Here is a 19346-nt window from a genome sequence, read left to right as displayed (position 1 = left end):
GGCGGAAACTGGACGAATCCACCCCGGAAGGATCGTCCCCATGGCTACTCCGCTCAATTTGTCCGTGGCCGATTCGGCGCTGCTGACAAAATCGCTTCCGCTGGGTCTCCTGCGGACGGCAGTCCAATCCGAGGCCGCCCACGATGGAATCACTCCGGAGTTGCTCGCGGAGCTGAGGATGCTGGCCCGCACTCCGGGGCTCCTAGTGGCCTGCAACTACGGTGGAACCCTTTGCGCCGCGGAAGGCGTGTCCACTGAGACACTCCCGTTGGGGAGTGCCGCCGTCGCTCTCCGGGCACTGGCAGCGCTGCCGAACACGCACACTGCCGTCATCTCCGGCAGGTCGCTGCGGGACCTTGCCGCGGTGTCACGGCTTCCTGCGGAAGTCCACCTGGTCGGTTCGCACGGCGCTGAGTTCGACATGACCTACGCGTACAGCATCTCGATGGCCACAGAAGCCGTCCTTCAACAGGCAGCCACCGCACTCAACGAATCCATCGGTTTCGAAAAGGGCATCAGCATTGAGCGTAAGCCAGTGGCCGTAGCCATCCACACCAGGCCGGCCACTCCTGCCGTCGTGGCACGGGTGACGCGCGAGGCGCACCAGATCGCCCGCGAATTGGGCCTGTTTTTCATTGTGGACGGATCCGTGCTGGACCTGTCCATCGTGGAACCCTCCAAAGACGCCGCGCTGGAGCATCTGCGCACACAGTTGGGGGCCAGCGCGGCCCTGTTTGCCGGCGACGCGGACAGCGATGAGCTCGCGATCGCCACCTTGCGGGGCCCGGATCTTGGCCTGCACGTCGGAGACGGAGAAACCAAGGCTCGCCACCGCTTGCCGGACCCGCAATCCTTCGCCAAAGTGCTCGCCATCCTGTTCGAACTCCGCCGTGCGTGGCTGTTCGGCGAGGACGCGGTGGGGCTGGAGCGGCATTCGATGATCGGCAACGGGACCTCGACAGCGCTACTCACCCCGGAGGCCAAGATCTGCTGGATGAGCCATCCCCTCCCGGATTCCGGCTCCTTGTTTGCGCACATCCTTGGTGGCGACCCGGCCGGCCACTTCAGCGTGGAACCGGTCAAGACGTCGAAGGTGCTGGGCCAGCGCTATGTGGACAACACCATGATCGTGGAGACGCGCTGGGCGGACGTCACGGTCACCGACTATCTTGAGCCGGCACCGGACGGCATCACCAGCCTGGTCCGTGTCCTGTCCGGAACCGGCAGCGCGCGGATTGTCTTCGCACCGCGGCCGGACTACGCCAACGCCCCGTTCAACATGGAAATCCGCGGCGAAGAGTTGCACGTCGTCGGCACCTCGGATCCCATCATCCTCTTCGCCCCCGGGGTGTCCTTCACAGTCACGAGCGACGGAAAGCACGGCACCGCTACCGCGGAAGTCAGCCTCGCGTACGGTCCCGTCGTCATGAACCTGAGGTGCGGAGACACGGAGCCGACGTCGCCGGACCCCGCCGGGGAGCTCGCCCGGCGGGCCGCCGTCGCGCACCAATCCAGGCAGTGGGTCCGTGGGCTGGAACTGCCCGACATGAAACCGTCGTTGGTGCGCCGTTCGGCACTGGTCCTGAAAGCGTTGGTGCACGAGCCGACCGGGGCGGTCCTCGCGGCGCCAACAACGTCGCTGCCGGAAGGGATCGGAGGCACCCGCAACTGGGACTACCGCTACTGCTGGCTCCGCGACGGCTCCATGACGGTTAATGCGCTGGTGGACCTGGGTTCCACCGAGGAGGCAGATGGTTTCCTCCGCTGGCTCGGCCGCATCCTTGAGAACGCGCCTGGTCCGGAATGGCTTCACCCCTTGTACTCCGTGACCGGCTCCCCGTTGTCCACGGAAGCCATTATCGAGAGCCTGCCCGGTTACGCCGGCTCGCGGCCCGTGCGGATCGGGAACGCCGCCGACCACCAAGTGCAGCTGGACGTTTTCGGGCCGATCGCCGAACTCATCCAGACCCTCAGTGGACGCCGCGGCATGCTGCCGGACGAACACTGGAAACTCATGGAGCAGATGGCGTCGGCCGTGCTGGCCCGCTGGCACGAACCCGACCATGGCATCTGGGAAGCCCGGCGCGCGCCTCGGCACCATATCTACACCAAGGTGATGTGCTGGGTGACCCTGGACCGGGCCATGCAGACGGCGGTCCGGTTCCGACGCCCCATCGGGGCCGAGTGGGAGGAAACGGCAAACATCATCCGCGCTGAAGTCCTCCGCGAGGGCTGGGATGAATCCGCGAGCTCCTACACCGTGGCCTACGACAGCCCCGACCTGGACGCGGCGGTGCTCCACATCGGACTCTCGGGCCTGCTGGACGTCCGCGACCAGCGCTTCCTGGACACCGTCACCGCCGTCGAGCGGGAACTTCGGGTGGGTCCCACCGTGTTCCGGTACAGGTACGACGACGGCCTGCCGGGTTTGGAGGGCGGGTTCCACATCTGCACCACCTGGCTGATCGAGGCGTATCTGGCTGTCGGTCGGCTGGACGATGCGCTTGAGTTGTTCAATCAGCTCGTGGCCCTCTTCGGCCCGACCGGTCTGCTTCCCGAGGAATTCGACCCGGGCACCGAGACCCACCTAGGCAATCACCCGCAGGCGTATTCGCACCTGGGCTTCATCCGCTGCGCGCAGCTCCTCGACAGGTACCTCGACTCCGTGGACGAAGAGTAGGAATTATTTAGGTGAGCAGGAGGGCCACTGCGATCATTGCGGGGACGGCCACCACCGTGGTGATCAGGACCGTATCCTTGGCCACGGTGATTCCTGTGTTGTAGCGGCTCGCAGCCACGAATACGTTCTGCGCAGTGGGCAGGGCCGCTGTGACCACCACGGCGAACAAGGCATGCGCCTCCAGGCCCAGCGCGAAGCGGGCGAACAGGTACGCCATCGTGGGGTGGACAAACAGCTTGAAGCCGCTGGCCAGCAGGGCATCCGTCCGGCGGCCCGTGTCCTTTTGCAAGGGACGTGAGCCGTTAAGGCTCATCCCGAACGCCATGAGCATTGCGGGAATGGCGGCGCCGCCTATCAAATGGATCGGCTCCATGATGAGCGAAGGCACCTGCCAGCCCGTCCCAGCCACCACCAAACCGAGGGCGGATCCTACGATTATCGGGTTCCGGACGATCATCAGGACGAAGCGCAGGGGAGTGGTGCGGTGGCTGCTGGTGCTGGCATCGAGCGCCATCAGGTACATAGGCGTGAAGAACGCGAGCTGGAAGATTAGCAGCGGCGCCACATAGCTGGCGTCGCCCAGGACGAACACCGCGATAGGGATGCCGAGGTTCGCTGAGTTGGCCAAGGAAGCGCTCATGGAGGACATGAGCGATTCGGGCAGGGAGCGCTTGAGCCAGAACTTCACGATGACGAAGAACAAACTGCCTGTGGCGACCGCACCCACCGCCGTGACAAGGAGCGGGGCGGCAAAGATGTCGTGGAGACGGGCCTTGCCCAGGGTTTCAAAGAGGAGCGCAGGGCTCGCGACGAAGAAGGTCAGGCCGCTGAGGACCGAACGCGCATTGTCCCCCAGGATCCCGCGCTTGCCGACGAACATCCCCACCAGAATGATGGCCCACACCACGAAGAACCCGGAAAGGACGCCCAGCACTACGGCATCCGGAGGGGGACGGGCGCGGAGCGGCGTGGGTTCACAGTCCCAGCCTAAATCAGCTTTATTCGCCTGTAAGGTTCGACGGCGGCATGTTCCGCCATGTGGACCGCGTAAGGAGGTGCCCCGCGACTAAGGGGAGTCTAGTTCAGCTGTGCGTTGTTGAGGGCATGAGGCGGGCGCATGATGCCCGGAGTAATGCCTTCGGCTGGATCACTGCCGAGCTGGACGATTTTGTTGGCCCTGTCCACATGGACAACCTTGGGCTGGTAAGCCTTGGCCTCTTCGGTGGTCATCTCGGCATAGGTGATGAGGATGACGACGTCGCCCACGTGCACGAGGTGCGCTGCGGCACCGTTGATGCCAATGACTCCGGAGCCGCGTTCGCCGGCAATGGTGTAAGTTTCCAGGCGCGCGCCATTGGTCACGTCAACAATGGAGACGAGCTCGCCGGGGAGAATATCCGCGGCATCCAGCAGATCCAGGTCGACCGTCACTGAACCTACATAGTGCAGATCGGCATGGGTCACCGTGGCGCGGTGGATCTTGGACTTAAACATTGTGCGGTTCATAACGTGACAAGTTTAGCGCGTGGCCGCCCGATCGCCGGGTGATGCCTGACACAGCCTAGGCCTTGGCCGTGGCCTTTCTTGCCTGCCGCCTCTTCAGGGAGCCGTAGCCGGCGAGCAGTTTCGGGACAACCAGGTAGACGGCTGCAGGAACCACAACGAGGGTCAGGACGAGGGCGCGCAGCGCGGGGTGCCAGGACTCCGTGAGCGGAGCGAGGATCGTCATGCCGATCGCGACGAGGGGGAAGATGGCCAGCCACGTGATGGCGGCACGCATGTGTACTGAAGGCGTGTGCACGGAAGGCAGGTGCGCAGAGTGCGGAGCGGGCGCGGGAACCGGCGCAACCGCGGCGCTATCCGCGGGTGCGGAAACGGGGATTTGGGTGCTCATGACATTCTCCAACTAATTGGTTGCTTTCGGCGTGAGTTCAGACTAGACCTCGCCATCAAAAACTGCAACTACTTGGTTGGAATCTGTTAAGGTGGACACATGGCATGGGATACCGAGCGGACCAAGCGACTCCTCCTTGAGGCAGCGACTGCCGAGTTTTGCCAATTCGGACTCGCCGGCGCCAGGGTGGACCGCATCGCTGCTGCGGCCGGAGTCAACAAGGAACGCATCTATCAGTACTTCGGCAAGAAAGATCTTCTCTTCGACGCCGTGATCGCGTCCCAGCTCAGCAAAGTGGTGGACGAAGTCCGCATCGAGGGCGCTGGTCCCGAAGCCTTGGCCGATTACGCCGGACGCCTGTTCGATCATCACCACCAGGACGCCACCCTTCCAAGGCTGCTGTTTTGGGAGGGTTTGGAACGGGGCGAATATGTGGTGAACCGTCCGGACCGGGCCGCGAACTGCAGGAACAAGGTTGACGGTGTCATCCGAGCCATGCCGGGGACGTCCAAGGAAGATGCGGCCGATCTGATGCTCACCATCATTGCGTTGTGTGACGCCTGGCCGGTACTGCCCGAGCTGGATGGCCTCATGGCCGGCAGCAAGGGGCCAATGAGGGCGGAGCGGCGCCGGAAGGCGATCGTCCGGACCGTCCTTCTCGCCGCGCAGGCGCTAGCTACGCCTGCTTATTGAGTGTTCTACCGATGATCGCCTGCGTCAGTGCGTCCACCACCTCGGCGTTCGCCAACGGGTTGCGGATCAAGGTGAAGTCGACGTCACCCACGGGCGGGAGGTCGAAGCGTTTGGTGATCACAGTGAGGTCCTCGGGAACCAGCGACGACGGCATGACGGCGACGCCGATGCCCGCACGCACCGCTGCCAGGACGCCGGCGATCTGCTTGGTCGAGCAGGTGACCCGCCACGTCCGGCCCATGGCCTCCAGCGCGTCGATGGCCAGTTTCCGGCTGACGCTCGGGGCCGGATAGCAGATCAGCGGCACGGGGCTGGACGGGTCCAGCACCGTTTGTTCGACCCCGACCCAGGCAAATTTGTCGTGCCGGACCACCGTGCCGTCCTTCGCCTCCCCCACCCACTTCACGAAGACGAGATCCAACTGGCCCGCATTGACGCGTTTGTAGAGCTGGTCGCTCTGGCTGACCGTGAGTTCCAGGTTGATCTGGGGGTACAGCTGCCGGAACTCGCGCAGGATCCGAGGCAAGCCTGTGATGGCGAGATCGTCGGCGGTTCCGAACCGGAGGCGGCCTCGCATCGCGGAGCCGGAAAAGTACCTCGCCGCGGAATCGTGCGCGGAGAGGATATTGCGGGCAAAGCCTGCCATGGCGTCGCCATTGTCCGTGAGCCGGACATCCCGGGTGTCGCGGGCTACAAGCGCCCGTTTGGCCGCCGTCTCCAGCTTTCTCACATGCTGGCTGACCGTGGGCTGTGCCAAGCCGAGGCGCTCGGCTGCCTTCGTGAAACTCAAAGTCTCGGCCACGGCCAGGAAGGACCGCAGCTGCACGGGTTCGAACACGGGACTCCTTGAATAGCTAGGTTCACCGCCGCTCACGCCGGTGTATTGCACTTCGCAATGCTAGTTATACGGCCAATTCACTTCCATAATCACCGCGGCCAACCCTAGCGTTAAAGGCATCCCAGCGAAACGTCTATCCAAGGACTACTTTTGGCACCCCCACCGCCCTCAGCGGCAAACGTCAGCCAACCCGCCATCGATTCACTCGCCGCAAGCAGCCGAATTTCACACGCTGCCGAACCGGATACGGTCACCCAGCCCATCGCCGTCGTCAGCGAACGGTTGCCTTGGCGGCACACCTTTATTTCCCTCAAAGTACCCAACTTCCGGATTTTCGCGATGGGCCACTTCGTAGCAGTCATCGCCCTCTGGATGCAGAGGATTGCCCAGGACTGGTTGGTACTCCAGCTCTCCGGATCCGTCACCGCCGTCGGAATAACGGTGGCATTGCAGTTCACGCCGTCGCTGTTCCTGGGTCCCTGGGGCGGCATGATGGCGGACCGCTTCCCCAAGCGACGCATCCTCATCCTGTGCCAAAGCGTCGCGGCCTCCCTGGCCGCCATCCTTGCCGTGTTGGCGTTGAGCCACCACATCGAGGTGTGGCACGTCTACGTGATCGCGTTTGTCCTGGGCCTCGTGACGGTCCTCGACCAGCCGGCCCGGCAGGTCTTTGTCAACGAACTCGTGGGACCGAAGTACCTGCGCAACGCCATCAGCGTCAACTCCACCACGTTCCAGCTGGGCGGCCTGATTGGTCCCGCCCTGGCTGGCGTGTTGCTGACCGCGGTCGGCGCGGGCTGGGCTTTCGCGGCGAACGCGGTGGCCTGCTGCTCCACCGTGACCATGCTCCTGATGCTGCGCAAGAATGAACTTTATGTCAGCACGCCCGTGCCAAAACGCAAGGGAATGCTGCAGGAAGGCCTGCGATACGCCCTCAGCAAGCCCACTATCTACTGGCCGTGGCTCATGGCCGGCTTTGTAGCGGTCTTCGCGATGAGCCTGCCTGTGCTCCTCGCCGCCTTCGCGGACCACATCTACCATGCGGGTGCCGGCGGCTACGGATTACTCAACGCCATGGTTGCCCTTGGCGCGCTGGCCGGAGCAATCACTTCGGCCCGCCGCCGCCAATTGCGCCTGCGCTCGGTGGTGCTGTGCGCCGGGATGTACGGCTTGATGCTGTGCCTGGCCGCGTTGGCGCCATCCATGGTGTGGCTCTCCGCCGCCATGGTCCTCTCCGGATTCTGGTGCCTCATGTTCCTGACGGCCGCCAACCAGCTGGTCCAGGTCAGCGCCAACATGAGCATCCGCGGCCGCGTCATGAGCCTCTACATCATGGTGCTCATCGGTGGCCAAGCCATCGGTGGACCCATGATGGGCTGGCTTGCCGAGCACCTGAACCCGCACGCAGCACTCTTGGTGTCAGGCGGGGTGCCGGCGCTCGCCGCGGCGACGGTCGCCGTCGTGCTGGCCCGGAAGTCTGAGTTGCGGCTCAAAGTGAATGTCCGGGATCGACGCCGGATGGTGCGGATCGTCGCGCAGTCGGCGTAACGGAGTATCGCCCAAATGCGGCTGAGCCGGGCACCCACAAGGCGCCCGGCTCAGCCGCATTATTAGGCTACGAGGCGACTACGCCGCAAGGTGCGGATAGTCCGCTGCGCGCCCTTGGAACTGGAGCACATCCGGGTTTCGGATGATCCCGTCGCGGATTTCGATGGCTCGCGAGATCGTTTCGCTGGCGTCCCAGGCTTCGGGGCCCGAAATGACAGTCTCGAGGAAAGGCAGGAGCGCTTCGCTGATCTCCCAGCTGGAGGAATTCCACAGGTAGGACGGGCTGTGGTCCACGGCGTAGTAGTTGATGTGGTCGCCCACCGTGAACATGGGCTCGGCGAACGTTGTGGTCCGCGCCCAACTGAAGCCCATGCCTTCATCACAGGAGACGTCAACAATCAAGCTGCCCGGCTGGAACGCATCCAGGTCCTCGGTCCGCAGGTATGTCAGCGGCGAGTTCGGGTCCTGCAACGTGCAGTTGACCACTATGTCGGCGGCGGCAAGGAACGGAGCCAGCGGCTTGCGTCCGCGATCGGTAATGACCTCGCTCAGGAAAGGGGCGTTCTGGTCGTGGTCGAACTGCACTATGCGCACCGAGTGGATGGGGGAACCGACCGCCGCAACTCCGCGGTTGGTCAGCACCTGGACATCGTGGATGCCGTGCGCGTTCAGGGCTGTGACCGCGCCACGCGCTGTGGCTCCGAAACCAATCACGACGGCGCTCAGCCGCCTCCCGTAGTCACCCGTCGAGCCCGTCAGGGCAAGGGCGTGGATGACGGAGCAGTAGCCTGCAAGTTCGTTGTTCTTATGGAACACGTGAAGCCCGAAGCCGCCGTCGCTGGCCCAGTGGTTCATCGCCTCGAAGGCGATCAGGGTGAGCTTCTTGTCGATGGCGAGTTGGGTGATGGCCCTGTCCTGGACGCAGTGCGGCCAACCCCAGAGGACCTGCCCGTCGCGGAGGTCGGCCAGGTCTTCCGGCTGCGGTTTGGGCAGGAGAATGACATCCGAATCCGCGATCAGTTCTTCACGGCTTGCCATGCCAGCGACCAGCGGCTCAAGTTGGTTGTCCGAAAAGCCGAAGCGCTCGCCGTAGCCGCGCTCAAGCCGGATGTGCTGCCGGAGTTCCGGAGCAATACGCTCCAGGTGCAGGGGATGGACAGGCAGCCGGCGCTCGTCCGGCTTCCGCGAGGACGACAGGATGCCGAGGGTCATGGCGCCTATATGGCCGCTCACTTTTTGTTGCCGGTTGCCGGCTTGGCCACCGTGTTTGCGGAGGACTCTGAGGCCCGCTTATCTGCGCGCTTTTCTTTGATGGATTTGCCGGATTTTTTCGATGCAGCTTGGCGAGGTGATTTGTCAGCCATGATCGCTCCCTTAGAGCAGAGCCGAAATGGCTCCTAGCTTCTGACGATACACCCAGGCGATGGGACGTCTTGTATCCGGTCAAAACTGGAGCGGGCGACGGGAATCGAACCCGCGTATCGAGCTTGGGAAGCTAGCGCTCTACCATTGAGCTACGCCCGCAATACTCCGCAAACCAGCCGGAGCAGATCCCAGCTTAGCGCAGATGGCGCGCTGATCCAGACACAGACTCACCGGTATCACGGTCTCATCAAATTCCCTATGGAGCTCGTAAAGATTCGGTTAAGGCTCGACGTGGGTGTGTTGCGCCGCGCCGCGCCTGACTATTCTGTAGCAGTTAGCTGCTGTGTCATGGGGAACCCGGCTATGTCTATGAGCCGTACGCCGAAAGAGGATTCCGTGGCATTTGCAGAGCATGAAGTACTCATTGGTCGCGATGCCATGACTGTCTATCAATTCCTGGTGGATGGACTCAACAATCCGCTGTGGCGCAGCGGTATCCGCAGCATCTCGCTCCGTTCGGGACACGCCGGCGAAAAAGGCGCCGTTTACCAGCAGACTTTGGCGGGCCCGGGCGGGCGACCGATCGCGGCTGACTTCCAAATCACTGAAGCCAGGCCAGGCGCCGAAGTGCGTTTCGCCGTCGTCGCCGGCCCTGCGCGGCCCACGGGCGGCTACTACCTCAGCACCGAGGGGCCCAATACCCGCCTGCGCTTCGCCCTGGAGTACCACCCCAAGGGCCTGCAGAAACTCATGAACAGCATGATCCAGAAGACCATGGAAGATGAAGTGGTCCAGGTGGAGCAGCTCAAGTCGGTCATCGAAGAGCAAACCCCGGAGGCATGAGCGCTACTGCGCCAGCTTGAGTCCGCCCAAACCGGTTATCGGAGTGCTCGGCGTCGTGAGGCTTCCGCCGGTCAGGTCCCAATACTCGATCGTTCCATTGCTCAGCAGGCCCGCGATTCCGGTGGTGTTGAGGCCAGTGACACCCTTGAGCGAGCGCAATCCGGAGTAGTCGGTCCAGGCGGTTCCGACCACTAGATGTGCCTCTGCCCTCGGCGCGGTGAGCCCGGAGCCGCGGTAGAGTCGCAGGTTCCCGTTTGCTTCCACCGCCAGCAGGTCCTGGAAGCCGTCGGCGTCGTAGTCCACCATGCTCAGCCGGATCGCGCTGACGCCCGAGCCCACTTGGGTCCGTCCGACCAGGGCGGTGAGCCCCAGGTTCCGGTACAGGTAGAGCGCGCCGCTGGAATCAGTGGCGAGGATTTGAGGGAGCCGGTTGTTGCCGCACCAAATGCCCACGGCCATGGTCATCGACTGCCAGCCCGATCCGCCTAACGTCACCGGCGCTTTGAATCCTCCGCTCACTGCTCCGGGGTAGAGCAGGAGCCTGCCGTCCAGCATTTGGACCAAGACGTCGATCACACCGTCGCGGTCCCAATCGGTGGTCATCACTTCTTTCGCCCCGGCGAAACCGGATCCGACCGTCCGGGCGGGACCGAACGTGCCGTTGCCGAGTGCCGGGTAGTCCCTCAAGTTGCCGGAGGGGTCGACGGCGACGAGGTCACCGGCGCTGCGGATGGCTGCGGCGCTGAGGTCCAGCGTGGGCGGCTGGTGCTTCGCGATGGGGTCGCAGACGGTCGGGGGCGGAAGCTGGGGAGGGGCCGTGCCGGCGCCCGGACTGTTGACTGTGCCGGCGGGGAGCGTCGTATAGCCGAAGAGATTGACCACGCCCCACATCGTGTAGCTATTGGGGGTGGTCAGGTAGTTGCCGTCGGTGAACGTGATACCAACGCCGATCACGTTGAAACGGGGATCCCGCAGCAGCGCATCGTGGGCGGGTGAGCTTTTCCACCATTCGACAAGCTGGGCGGCATTCCGATCCCAGCGGACTGCGATGATCTCGCCTGCCCCGTTGTTGGGGTTCAAGGCCCTGGGGTCGGTCCAGAAGTTGCTGCGGTGTTCAATCACTTGGCGGCTGGCGATGTTGTTGGACCAGTCCTGCGAAAGAGTGGACACCGTGGGGTTGTACTTCACCGGATTCAAGCCAAGCGACGTCCTGTAGGCATTGATGGCGTTGAACACGGCCAGCACCTGGGCGGAATTATCGTCATTGACCAATGCTTGCGTCGAGACCAGCGGCACAGCTGCGGGGGAGGACTTCGTCGCAGCTGGTGCCGGTTGTGTGGCGTCCCCCGCCCCGGTTCCGGGGAGGGGGTCCGGGCCGGATGCCGGCGGGATGGAGGGCAGCGGGGGCGGGCCGGCCACTGCCTGGGGTGAGGTGCCTTTCCCGGGCTCGACGACGGGGCTCCCCTGCGCAGGGGAGGTCGCCGCTGCGACGGTTGAGGCGGTGCCCGCGCCAGCCGCGGCTGCGGCAGGAGCGGCTGCTGGTGGTGCGGGGGTGGCTGTTGGCGACGCCGGCGCCGGTGCGGCCTGCGGAAGGCTGGATCCCGACGGCGGTGCGGACGCCGTCGTCGTACTTTCAGCGCCTGCGGTGGTGTTTGAGGTGGAAGGCGCGGCAGCGGCGGCAGTTCCCGCGAGTGAAACCGGAACTGCGAGCAGGCCAGAGGCAGGGGCCATCACCGTGAGAAGGCAGACCACCAACACGGCAACGGGCACCGCAATTCGTCTCAATGTTTCCCCAGATTCGCGTCGTGCCACCGTTCCCAAACACAACAGCGGTAACGGTAGTCTATGTGGTGCACTATAGTCCCATGCGCCACTCCGGCACCACGGGGTGCGCGATGCATACGGTACTTTTGATCCTGTGCTGATCTCTGACCGCGACATACGTGCCGAAATCGACTCCCGACGTATCGTCCTGGAGCCCTACGACCCCGCGATGGTTCAGCCGTCCTCGGTGGATGTGAGGATTGACCGTTTCTTCCGGCTGTTCGACAACCACAAATACGCACACATCGACCCCTCCGAGGAACAGCCTGAGCTGACCCGGCTGGTTGAGGTCGAGGGTGATGAGCCTTTCATCCTGCACCCGGGCGAGTTTGTGCTCGGTTCAACATACGAAACCGTGAGCCTGCCGGACGACGTCGCCGCACGACTCGAAGGAAAGTCTTCGCTGGGGCGCCTCGGCTTGTTGACGCACTCCACGGCCGGCTTCATTGATCCCGGGTTCTCGGGCCATGTGACGCTGGAACTCTCCAACGTTGCGACGCTGCCCATCAAGTTGTGGCCCGGCATGAAGATCGGCCAGTTGTGCTTCTTCCGGCTCTCGTCGGCCGCTGAACATCCGTATGGTTCCGGCGGTTACGGCAACCGTTACCAAGGCCAGCGCGGCCCCACCGCCAGCCGCAGCCACCTGAATTTCCACCGGACGGCTGTTTAGCCCTTGCCGAGGAGTGAGTTTTCCAGGACGCTCGCTCAGATATGTCGGCAATAGACGAGACGCTCGCTCAGATCATGTGAGCGAGCGTCGGCGGGAAACGGCCTAAAAGTGAGCGAGCGTCGGAGAACGGCCGATGCTCACGCTTCGAAGGACGCAATAGGCTCGGATGCCTTCGGTTTGCGCGAGGACTTGCGGAAGGCCTTGACCGTCGGCTCCACGAAGCGGGCCGCGAGCGGTCCAATGATGGCCATGAGCAGCACATACGCGGTGGCGAGGGCGGCAAGCTCGCGCGGGACGACTCCCGAGGCCACGGCCAGGCCCGCAATGACAATGGAGAATTCGCCGCGGGCAATCAGGGCGGCCCCGGCGCGGAACCGGCCGGGAATGGCGATCCCTGCCCGCTTTGCCGCCCAGAATCCGGTCAGCACCTTGGTCACGGCTGTCGCGAGAGCAAGGAGCAGCGCCCAGCCCAGGACTGGCGGGATGCTGGACGGGTCCGTGTTGAGGCCGAAGGCTACGAAGAAGATCGCCGCGAAGAGGTCCCGCAGCGGTTCAAGGATCCGCGTCGCGTTGTGGGCCGTTGCCCCCGAAATGGCAATGCCCAGCATGAACGCCCCGACGGCCGCGGAGACCTGGAGGGCGGAAGCGATGCCCGCCACGAGAAGTGCGGCCCCAAGGAGATTGAGCAGGAAGACTTCGGAGTTTTCGCTGTGCACGGCCTGGGAAACCCGATGACCGTGTTTCAGGGCCACCACCAGCACGAGGGTGACGACGGCTAAGGCAATGCCCACCGTCTGGAGCCCGCCCAGGAAGCCCACGCCTGCGAGGATCGCCGTCAGGATCGGAAGGTAGATGGCCATGGTGAGGTCTTCGAACACCAGGATGGCCAACACTACCGGCGTTTCACGGTTACCGATCCGGCCGAGGTCCGTGATCACCTTCGCGGCGATGCCGGAGGAAGAAATATAGGTGACGCCGCCCATGACGATCGCGCCCACGAGTCCCCAGCCGAGCCACACCGCGATGCCCGCGCCCGGCAGGAAGTTCAACACGAGGTCCAAAACGCCGGCTTGCCAGGAGCGCCGCAGCCCGGTGACGAGTTCCGCGGCTGTATATTCCAAGCCGAGCATCAACAGGAGCAGGATGACGCCGATTTCGCCGGAAAGGTGGGCGAACTCGTGCATGCCATCGAGCTTGATCAGTCCACCCGCCCCGAACGCCAGTCCCCCCACCAAATAGAGCGGAATGGGTGACATGCCGATCCTGCCGGCCAAGCGCGCCAAGAGACCGAGACAGAAAACGACTGCGCCCAGCTCAATGAGGGTCAGGGCCAGGGGGTCCATGGACGTCAGCCGTTGCGCAGAATGGCAGCCGCAGAGTCAAGACCTTCCTGCGTACCGACAGCCACCAGCAAATCACCTGTGTGAAGGACGACGTCGGGGGCCGGTGAGGGAACCACTTCGCCTTCGCGCATGATCGCCACGATCGAGACACCACTGCGGGTGCGGATCTGGGCTTTGCCCATGGGCTGGTTGTTGAAAGGGGAGTCCGCGGTGATGGAGAACTGCCGCGTGACAATGCCGGGGATTTCCTTGTGGGCTTCGGCCAAACGCATCGCGATGTGCTGCCCGCCCAGCAGGTTGCCCAGTGCGGCGGCCTCGTCTGCGGTCAACGGGATGGATGCCTGGCAGGTATCGGGATCGTCCCATGTGGAGACGAAAAGCTCGGTCTCACCCTCCCGCATCTCGACAACACCGATCCGGCGTCCCGAGGCCGTGATGAAATCCTTGCGGACCCCGAGGCCTGGAAGTTCTGTCTCATCCACGTTCATAAGTCCACCCTAGCCCTCTTGAAGGGGCGGCGGAATGATGCCACTCGCAGCCGCCGCGCAAAGCGGTCCGCGACTTTCTAGGGGGTCAAAGCCAGGCCGCGCGCGGCGTCGTCGTAGTATTCGCGGTTCGCCAATCCGGAGGCGGCCGCTTCGTCCAGGACCACCACAGCGTCGGCATGCCATTGCAGGATCGAACCCGGGCACGACGCCGTCAACGGCCCCTCGACGGCGGCAGCGACCGCGGCGGCCTTCGCGGCGCCGGTGGCGATGAGCACCAGCCGGCGCGCATCAAGCACGGTCCCCAATCCCTGGGTGATGCAGTGGGTAGGGACATCGCCGTCGTGGTCGAAGAACCGGGCGTTGTCCCGCCTCGTGCGGGCCGTCAGCCTCTTCAGCCGCGTCCGGGAGGACAAAGAGGATCCGGGCTCATTGAATCCCACATGGCCGTTGGCGCCAATGCCCAGGATCTGCACATCGACGCCGCCCGCGGCACCGATTGCGGCGTCGTAGGCAGCAGCTCCCGCTTCGAGCTCGGCCTGGGTAGTGCCGGTTCCGTCAGGGACATTCAGCCCGGCCAAGGGAAGCCCGATGACATCGCAGACCTCGCGGATCAAGACCTGGCGGTAGGACTGGACATGTCCAGTCGGAAGGCCTACGTACTCGTCCAAGGCGAATCCTTTGGCGGCCGAGAAATCCACGCGTCCCGCAACGGCCGCAGCTGCGAGCTCCGCATACAGTCCCAGCGGAGACGAACCGGTGGCCAGGCCCAGCACGGGTCCCCTGCCCGAAGGGAGTCCTGAGAGGACGGCGTGGGCGGCGGCCGAAGCGGCCGATTCAGGAGTGGGCGTGACAATGACTTCCATGGCAACTTTCTGTCGATGGGTGGGGTGTGGCTGTCAGGCTTTGGCGCTGCCGTTCAGCAGCGCGGTCAGGGCCTGGGACACAGTGAGGGACGCGCCGTAGGTGACGATGTCCGCTCCGCCTCTGGGCCAGCCGCACTCGACAGCGATCACCGCGTGCCCCTCCGCCCTCAAGCGGGCGAAGACAGTCCACAGCGGGTGTTCGGCATCCAGGCCACGTCCGACGACGGCGACACGCGCGCCGTCGGGGACCTCGCCTTCGCGGACCACCGCTGACGTTGTGGCAGCGGGTCCCCACGGCACGCGGCCGACCGCGAAATTGGATCCGGTTTCAACCTGCACGATCGCCACGGGTTCTTTCCGGGCAAGCCACCTTTCGGCAGCGTCGGACACCTCGAAGGCCTCGGCGATGCGCTCGCCGTCGAGCGCCTTCGCATCGCCAAGCACGCCGGCAGGCTGCGGCTGGCCCGGCAGGCCGAACTGGCCCCTGATGGCGGCCTCCTGTATTTCCGCGGCGCCCGCAGCGGGGAAACGCGAGGACAGTGCTGCCGTGCGTGCAACAGCGTCCGCCAGCCGTTCCATGGGCAAGCGTCCCTCTTCAACAGCGTCTGTAATCGCGGTGAGCGTCTGTTCGAAGAGGGCCGGTCCTGTTTCGGAACCTAGGCACAGCAGGTCCGCCCCGGCTATGAGCGCACGGACCGCTGCTTCCGGAACTCCGGTCTCCGCGGACGCGCCGGCCATGTCCAGCGCATCCGTGATGATGACGCCCTCGAATCCCATGTCACGGCGCAGCAGGTCCTGAAGGATACGCGACGAGAAGGTGGCCGGGTGGTCCGGGTCCAGGGCTTCGACCAGGATGTGGCTGGTCATGACCGTGGCTCCGCGGGCAGCGACGAGGGCGCGGAACGGGACCAGTTCGCGGGCGTCCAGCGTGGCGGCGTCGGCCGTGACCCGGGGGAGCGCCAGGTGGGAGTCCGTAGTGGTGTCGCCGTGGCCCGGGAAGTGCTTGGCGCAGGACGCCACACCGGCGTCTTCGAGCCCGCGGATCCAGGCAGCGGTATGCCGGGCGACCAGGTCAGGTTCGGCTCCGAAGCTGCGCACGCCGATCACGGGATTCTCCGGAGCGGAATTGACGTCGGCATCCGGAGCCAGGTTTAAGTTGATGCCCAGCCCTGCGAGTTCGTGGCCGATGGCGCTGGCGCTGGCAGCGGTCAGTTCGACGTCGTCCAAACGCCCGAGCACCGCATTTCCGGGCTGCGTTGATCCCGTGAGGTAGTGCAGCCTCGTGACGTCGCCGCCCTCTTCATCGACGGCGATGAGCGTGTTCGGGGAATGTGCGCGGAGCCCGGCGCAGAGCTCGCGCAGTTGCACGGGGGACGCCACGTTGGTGCCGTAAAGGCACACAGCAGCCAGCCCGGCGTCGTACGCGTCCAGGATCCAGACGGGGACGGCGATGCCGGTGAATCCGGGCATGAGTGTGCCTGCCGCCAATCGGCGGAGGTGCGCGCGGGCGGGCCCGGCGGCAAAGGACTTGGTGGCGGGGGACTGAATCGTGTCCATGTCCGGCTCCTTTGGAGGGATGCGTTGGGTAGTCAGGGCTGGAAACGGCAGGCGCGGCGCTCAGGCCACACCGAGCTGGTTCCACAGGACCATCACGGCGGCTCCGCGCAGGACAATGTCCTGTGCGTCTGCCGCGAGACGGACGGACACCGGTGAAGGGTCCTGGTGCAATAGCCGCTCAAGCAGGGTCTGCTGGACGGCGTTGAGAAGGGGGCCTTCCAACAGCTCCCTGGGTCCGCTGAGGACCACTTCAGCCAAGTCGAGCGCGCCCACCACGGGCGCGAGGGCGATGGCGAGCCGCTCGCCTGCTTCCCGGAGTACGACGTCGGCCGCGGCTTCCGGTTCGGAGCTCGCCGCTGCTTCGGCCAGGGCTAGTTCGAGGCTGGGGACGGACATCCAGGTTTCGAGGCAGCCTGTTTTACCGCACTTGCACATGGTCCCGCCGTCGGTTCCTACGGTGACGTGGCCGATTTCGCCCGCCGCGGAGTGGGCGCCCCGGGCACGCCTGCCGCCCACGATGAGCCCTGAACCTACACCGCGCCCGATTTTCACGAGGACCATGTCATCGCTGCCGCCGCCGAAGGTGTGGTCCGCGTGGACTGCGGCGTCGGCGTCGTTGGAAACGAGGGTCGGCAGGCCAGTGCGCTCCTGGAGGAGATCGCGAAGGGGGATATCCTTCCATTCGAAGTTGGGGGCAGTGGTGACAACGCCGTCCGCGTTGACGATACCGGGGGTTCCGACGCCGATTCCGAGCAGTGTGGCGGTGGCCCGGCCGACGGCCTCCGAAGCGAGTTCGAGGACCTGGTTGACGACGTCCAGTCCGGTCTCCTCGGAGAGGGAGCGCTCGACCCGATCGAGGATGTTGCCGTCAAGGTCCAGGACGGCGGCACGCAGCACGGAATTTTCGGCCAAGTCCATGCCGATCACTTGAAGGCCCTGGCGATTGATGTCCACCAGGATGGCCGGCTTGCCAGGGCGGACTTCATCCGATTGGCCCAGCTCCACCACATGGCCTCGTTCCAGGAGGTCCGAGACGAGGTCTGATACCGTGACGCGGGTCAGGCCCAGGGTCCGGGAGAGTTCCGCCCGGCTCATCGCCCCTGCCGAGTGGAGCGTCTGGCGCACCAAGGAGAGGTTGTGGGCGCGCCCGTCGGAAGGCAGGGTTGCAGCGCCGGTTCGATCGGTGCGCTGACGGTCGGTGCGCTGGCGGTCACGAAGGGCTTCCATGCAAGTTAGTAAACTCTACTAACAATCAAAGATCAAGGGTTTCCGCAGATTGTGTGGAATCAGGGCGCCCGCGAGCCCCACCCTCAGCTAAGCGGAACGGTGGCGATTTCCGTCTTGTTGGGTGACTTGACGGGCAGGATCACCAGCAGGCCGGCCAGGAGCACCACCATGATGCCCAGGATTCCCCAGCGTTGGGCCGCGCCCGGGGCCACAAGAGGGGTCGCCAGGGTGATGCACAGCGTGAAGAGCGCCGGTGCCAGGAAGCTCACGGCCCGGCCGGTGGTGGCGTAGAGCCCGAACAGCTCGCCGGATTCGCCGTCCGGCGCCAGCCTCGCGAGGTAGGCGCGGGAGGAAGCCTGCGCTGGTCCCACGAAGAGGCAGAGGAATAGCCCGAACACCCAGAACGTAGTGCTGCCTGCCCAATGGGCTCCGAAGAACACGTAGTCGCCGTTGCCGAGAACCAGGATCGCGGTGCCGGCTACCAGGAGTCCTAGAAGGGAGATGACGATGACGGCTTTGGGCCCGATCCTGTCGTCCAGGAATCCGCCGATCATGGCGCCGACGGCGGCCACCACGTTGCCGAAAATCGCGAAGAAGATGACTTGTTTGAGCTCGAAGCCGAAGGTCCCGGCAGCAATGACCCCGCCGAAGGTGAAGACGGCCGCCAAGCCGTCGCGGAAGATGGCGCTCGCGAGCAGGAAGTAGATGGTGTGCGGGCTGGTTCGATAGATGGCCTTGATCCTGCGGACCAGCAAACCGTAGGAGGCCAGGAACCCGAGACGGGATTCCGGTTTCTTGACGGAGAGTTCCGGAACCGCGAAAAGGACCGGCAGCGCGAAGATAAAGAACCAGAGTGCGGAGAAGACAGCCACGAGCCTGATATTCAGGCTGTCCTGGGTGGAGGCCCCGAACCACTCGAAGGATGGTTGGACGAATAGCTGGAGCACCACGAGCAGCGCGATAATCCCGCCCAGGTATCCCATCCCCCAGCCGAAGCCGCTCACTTTGCCGATATTGGCGGGCGTGGAGATCTGGGCCAGCATGGCGTTGTAATTGACGCCCGCGAACTCGAAAAACACATTGCCGAGCGCGATCAATGAGACGCCCAGGAGCAGGAACTCCGGCTTGGGGAAAACAAAGAAGCACGAGCCAGTCAGGACTGCCACGAGCACGGTGTTGACTCCGAGCCACAGTTTCCGGCGGCCCCCCGAGTCGGAACGCTGTCCGGTGACGGGCGCGAGGATCGCAATCGCGACGCCGGCAATCGCCAGCGCGGCACCCAACGTCGCCGACGCGGAGTCTTCGCCGCCAAACGCCTTGGACGTCAGGTAGACGGTGAACACGAAGGTGGTCATGACGGCATTGAATGCCGCGGAACCCCAGTCCCAGGACGCCCACGCAAGGATCTGGCCTTTGTTCGACAGGGCAGGCCCTGAAGCAAGCTCGGATGCCGGGTGCGGGGCCTCAGGCGCAGTTGCCATGTTCATGGTTGATAAACTACCTGCACCGAACC

General features: G+C 64.5%; 18 protein-coding genes and 1 tRNA gene. 5 read left to right on the top strand and 14 right to left on the bottom strand.

Annotation, left to right across the window (positions count from 1 at the left end):
• Positions 1-40 precede the first annotated feature (40 nt).
• Positions 41-2680: a trehalase-like domain-containing protein gene (locus ABEA18_RS06640; RefSeq protein WP_345448499.1), complete on the top strand. Its 2640-nt coding sequence runs from the start codon at positions 41-43 to the stop codon at positions 2678-2680.
• Between the two features lie 7 nt (positions 2681-2687).
• Here ABEA18_RS06640 and ABEA18_RS06635 read toward each other — a convergent pair whose 3' ends face one another.
• The 3 genes from ABEA18_RS06635 to ABEA18_RS06625 all read right to left on the bottom strand — a co-directional run bounded on the left by ABEA18_RS06635 (position 2688) and on the right by ABEA18_RS06625 (position 4574).
• Positions 2688-3614: an AEC family transporter gene (locus ABEA18_RS06635; protein ID WP_345448498.1), complete on the bottom strand. Its 927-nt coding sequence runs from the start codon at positions 3612-3614 to the stop codon at positions 2688-2690.
• 143 nt (positions 3615-3757) lie between these two features.
• A complete protein-coding gene (gene panD, locus ABEA18_RS06630; RefSeq protein WP_172465683.1) occupies positions 3758-4186 on the bottom strand; it encodes an aspartate 1-decarboxylase in 429 nt (142 codons plus the stop codon).
• 55 nt (positions 4187-4241) lie between these two features.
• The gene (locus ABEA18_RS06625; RefSeq protein WP_345448497.1) at positions 4242-4574 is read right to left on the bottom strand and encodes a putative antibiotic biosynthesis monooxygenase; all 333 of its coding nucleotides are present in this window, start codon (positions 4572-4574) and stop codon (positions 4242-4244) included.
• 99 nt (positions 4575-4673) lie between these two features.
• On the opposite strand from ABEA18_RS06625, the gene ABEA18_RS06620 reads away from it, so the two are divergent.
• On the top strand, positions 4674-5267 hold the full coding sequence (locus ABEA18_RS06620) for a TetR/AcrR family transcriptional regulator (protein WP_345448496.1): 594 nt from the start codon (positions 4674-4676) through the stop codon (positions 5265-5267).
• Here the strand turns inward: ABEA18_RS06620 and ABEA18_RS06615 are convergent.
• Positions 5251-6105 (bottom strand): LysR substrate-binding domain-containing protein, encoded by an 855-nt coding sequence (locus ABEA18_RS06615; protein ID WP_345448495.1) that lies wholly within the window; start codon positions 6103-6105, stop codon positions 5251-5253. The two genes, ABEA18_RS06620 and ABEA18_RS06615, sit on opposite strands and share 17 nt — an antisense overlap.
• A 150-nt stretch (positions 6106-6255) precedes the next feature.
• On the opposite strand from ABEA18_RS06615, the gene ABEA18_RS06610 reads away from it, so the two are divergent.
• The gene (locus ABEA18_RS06610; RefSeq protein WP_345448494.1) at positions 6256-7653 is read left to right on the top strand and encodes an MFS transporter; all 1398 of its coding nucleotides are present in this window, start codon (positions 6256-6258) and stop codon (positions 7651-7653) included.
• A 78-nt stretch (positions 7654-7731) separates the two neighbouring features.
• Here ABEA18_RS06610 and ABEA18_RS06605 read toward each other — a convergent pair whose 3' ends face one another.
• The 3 genes from ABEA18_RS06605 to ABEA18_RS06595 form a co-directional block, all read right to left on the bottom strand.
• Entirely contained in the window at positions 7732-8865 is a 1134-nt protein-coding gene (locus tag ABEA18_RS06605) for a N(5)-(carboxyethyl)ornithine synthase (RefSeq protein WP_425550489.1), read from the bottom strand.
• Positions 8866-8882: 17 nt separating this feature from the next.
• A complete protein-coding gene (locus ABEA18_RS06600) occupies positions 8883-9017 on the bottom strand; it encodes a hypothetical protein (RefSeq protein ID WP_345448492.1) in 135 nt (44 codons plus the stop codon).
• 86 nt (positions 9018-9103) lie between these two features.
• A tRNA-Gly gene (locus ABEA18_RS06595) sits at positions 9104-9177 on the bottom strand.
• A 237-nt stretch (positions 9178-9414) separates the two neighbouring features.
• Between ABEA18_RS06595 and ABEA18_RS06590 the strand changes: the two genes are divergently transcribed.
• Positions 9415-9861, top strand: a complete 447-nt coding sequence (locus ABEA18_RS06590) for an SRPBCC family protein (RefSeq protein WP_345448491.1) — start codon at positions 9415-9417, stop codon at positions 9859-9861.
• A 3-nt stretch (positions 9862-9864) separates the two neighbouring features.
• Here ABEA18_RS06590 and ABEA18_RS06585 read toward each other — a convergent pair whose 3' ends face one another.
• Positions 9865-11646, bottom strand: coding sequence for a CAP domain-containing protein (locus tag ABEA18_RS06585; protein ID WP_345448490.1), 1782 nt, complete (start codon positions 11644-11646; stop codon positions 9865-9867).
• Between the two features lie 133 nt (positions 11647-11779).
• On the opposite strand from ABEA18_RS06585, the gene dcd reads away from it, so the two are divergent.
• Complete coding sequence (dcd, locus tag ABEA18_RS06580; protein WP_236813334.1) at positions 11780-12355, top strand: dCTP deaminase; 576 nt, start codon at positions 11780-11782, stop codon at positions 12353-12355.
• A gap of 137 nt (positions 12356-12492) precedes the next feature.
• Here the strand turns inward: dcd and ABEA18_RS06575 are convergent, their stop codons facing one another.
• From ABEA18_RS06575 to ABEA18_RS06550, 6 genes are all read right to left on the bottom strand, one after another.
• Entirely contained in the window at positions 12493-13698 is a 1206-nt protein-coding gene (locus ABEA18_RS06575) for a cation:proton antiporter (RefSeq protein ID WP_345448489.1), read from the bottom strand.
• 5 nt (positions 13699-13703) lie between these two features.
• Positions 13704-14186, bottom strand: coding sequence for a cation:proton antiporter regulatory subunit (locus ABEA18_RS06570; protein WP_059389838.1), 483 nt, complete (start codon positions 14184-14186; stop codon positions 13704-13706).
• 77 nt (positions 14187-14263) lie between these two features.
• Complete coding sequence (locus tag ABEA18_RS06565) at positions 14264-15049, bottom strand: glucosamine-6-phosphate deaminase (RefSeq protein ID WP_345448488.1); 786 nt, start codon at positions 15047-15049, stop codon at positions 14264-14266.
• A 33-nt stretch (positions 15050-15082) separates the two neighbouring features.
• On the bottom strand, positions 15083-16606 hold the full coding sequence (locus tag ABEA18_RS06560; protein ID WP_345448487.1) for a glycoside hydrolase family 3 protein: 1524 nt from the start codon (positions 16604-16606) through the stop codon (positions 15083-15085).
• Between the two features lie 60 nt (positions 16607-16666).
• On the bottom strand, positions 16667-17833 hold the full coding sequence (locus ABEA18_RS06555) for an ROK family transcriptional regulator (protein WP_345448486.1): 1167 nt from the start codon (positions 17831-17833) through the stop codon (positions 16667-16669).
• Positions 17834-17916: 83 nt separating this feature from the next.
• The gene (locus ABEA18_RS06550; RefSeq protein ID WP_345448485.1) at positions 17917-19320 is read right to left on the bottom strand and encodes an MFS transporter; all 1404 of its coding nucleotides are present in this window, start codon (positions 19318-19320) and stop codon (positions 17917-17919) included.
• Positions 19321-19346 lie beyond the last annotated feature (26 nt).

This window comes from Arthrobacter gyeryongensis, from assembly GCF_039543785.1.
Lineage (GTDB): Bacteria > Actinomycetota > Actinomycetes > Actinomycetales > Micrococcaceae > Arthrobacter > Arthrobacter gyeryongensis.
The sequence above is the reverse complement of the archived record's forward strand: the minus strand, read 5'-3'. Positions and strand labels throughout refer to the sequence as shown.

Excerpts from the sequence above, each read along its gene's own strand:
- ABEA18_RS06605 (WP_425550489.1), bottom strand. The coding sequence starts at position 8,865 with ATGACCCTCGGCATCCTGTCGTCCTCGCGGAAGCCGGACGAGCGCCGG.
- ABEA18_RS06550 (WP_345448485.1), bottom strand. The coding sequence starts at position 19,320 with ATGAACATGGCAACTGCGCCTGAGGCCCCGCACCCGGCATCCGAGCTT.
- ABEA18_RS06570 (WP_059389838.1), bottom strand. The coding sequence starts at position 14,186 with ATGAACGTGGATGAGACAGAACTTCCAGGCCTCGGGGTCCGCAAGGAT.
- ABEA18_RS06555 (WP_345448486.1), bottom strand. The coding sequence starts at position 17,833 with ATGGAAGCCCTTCGTGACCGCCAGCGCACCGACCGTCAGCGCACCGAT.
- ABEA18_RS06560 (WP_345448487.1), bottom strand. The coding sequence starts at position 16,606 with ATGGACACGATTCAGTCCCCCGCCACCAAGTCCTTTGCCGCCGGGCCC.
- panD (WP_172465683.1), bottom strand. The coding sequence starts at position 4,186 with ATGAACCGCACAATGTTTAAGTCCAAGATCCACCGCGCCACGGTGACC.
- ABEA18_RS06640 (WP_345448499.1), top strand. The coding sequence starts at position 41 with ATGGCTACTCCGCTCAATTTGTCCGTGGCCGATTCGGCGCTGCTGACA.
- ABEA18_RS06620 (WP_345448496.1), top strand. The coding sequence starts at position 4,674 with ATGGCATGGGATACCGAGCGGACCAAGCGACTCCTCCTTGAGGCAGCG.
- ABEA18_RS06575 (WP_345448489.1), bottom strand. The coding sequence starts at position 13,698 with ATGGACCCCCTGGCCCTGACCCTCATTGAGCTGGGCGCAGTCGTTTTC.
- ABEA18_RS06625 (WP_345448497.1), bottom strand. The coding sequence starts at position 4,574 with ATGAGCACCCAAATCCCCGTTTCCGCACCCGCGGATAGCGCCGCGGTT.
- ABEA18_RS06600 (WP_345448492.1), bottom strand. The coding sequence starts at position 9,017 with ATGGCTGACAAATCACCTCGCCAAGCTGCATCGAAAAAATCCGGCAAA.
- ABEA18_RS06565 (WP_345448488.1), bottom strand. The coding sequence starts at position 15,049 with ATGGAAGTCATTGTCACGCCCACTCCTGAATCGGCCGCTTCGGCCGCC.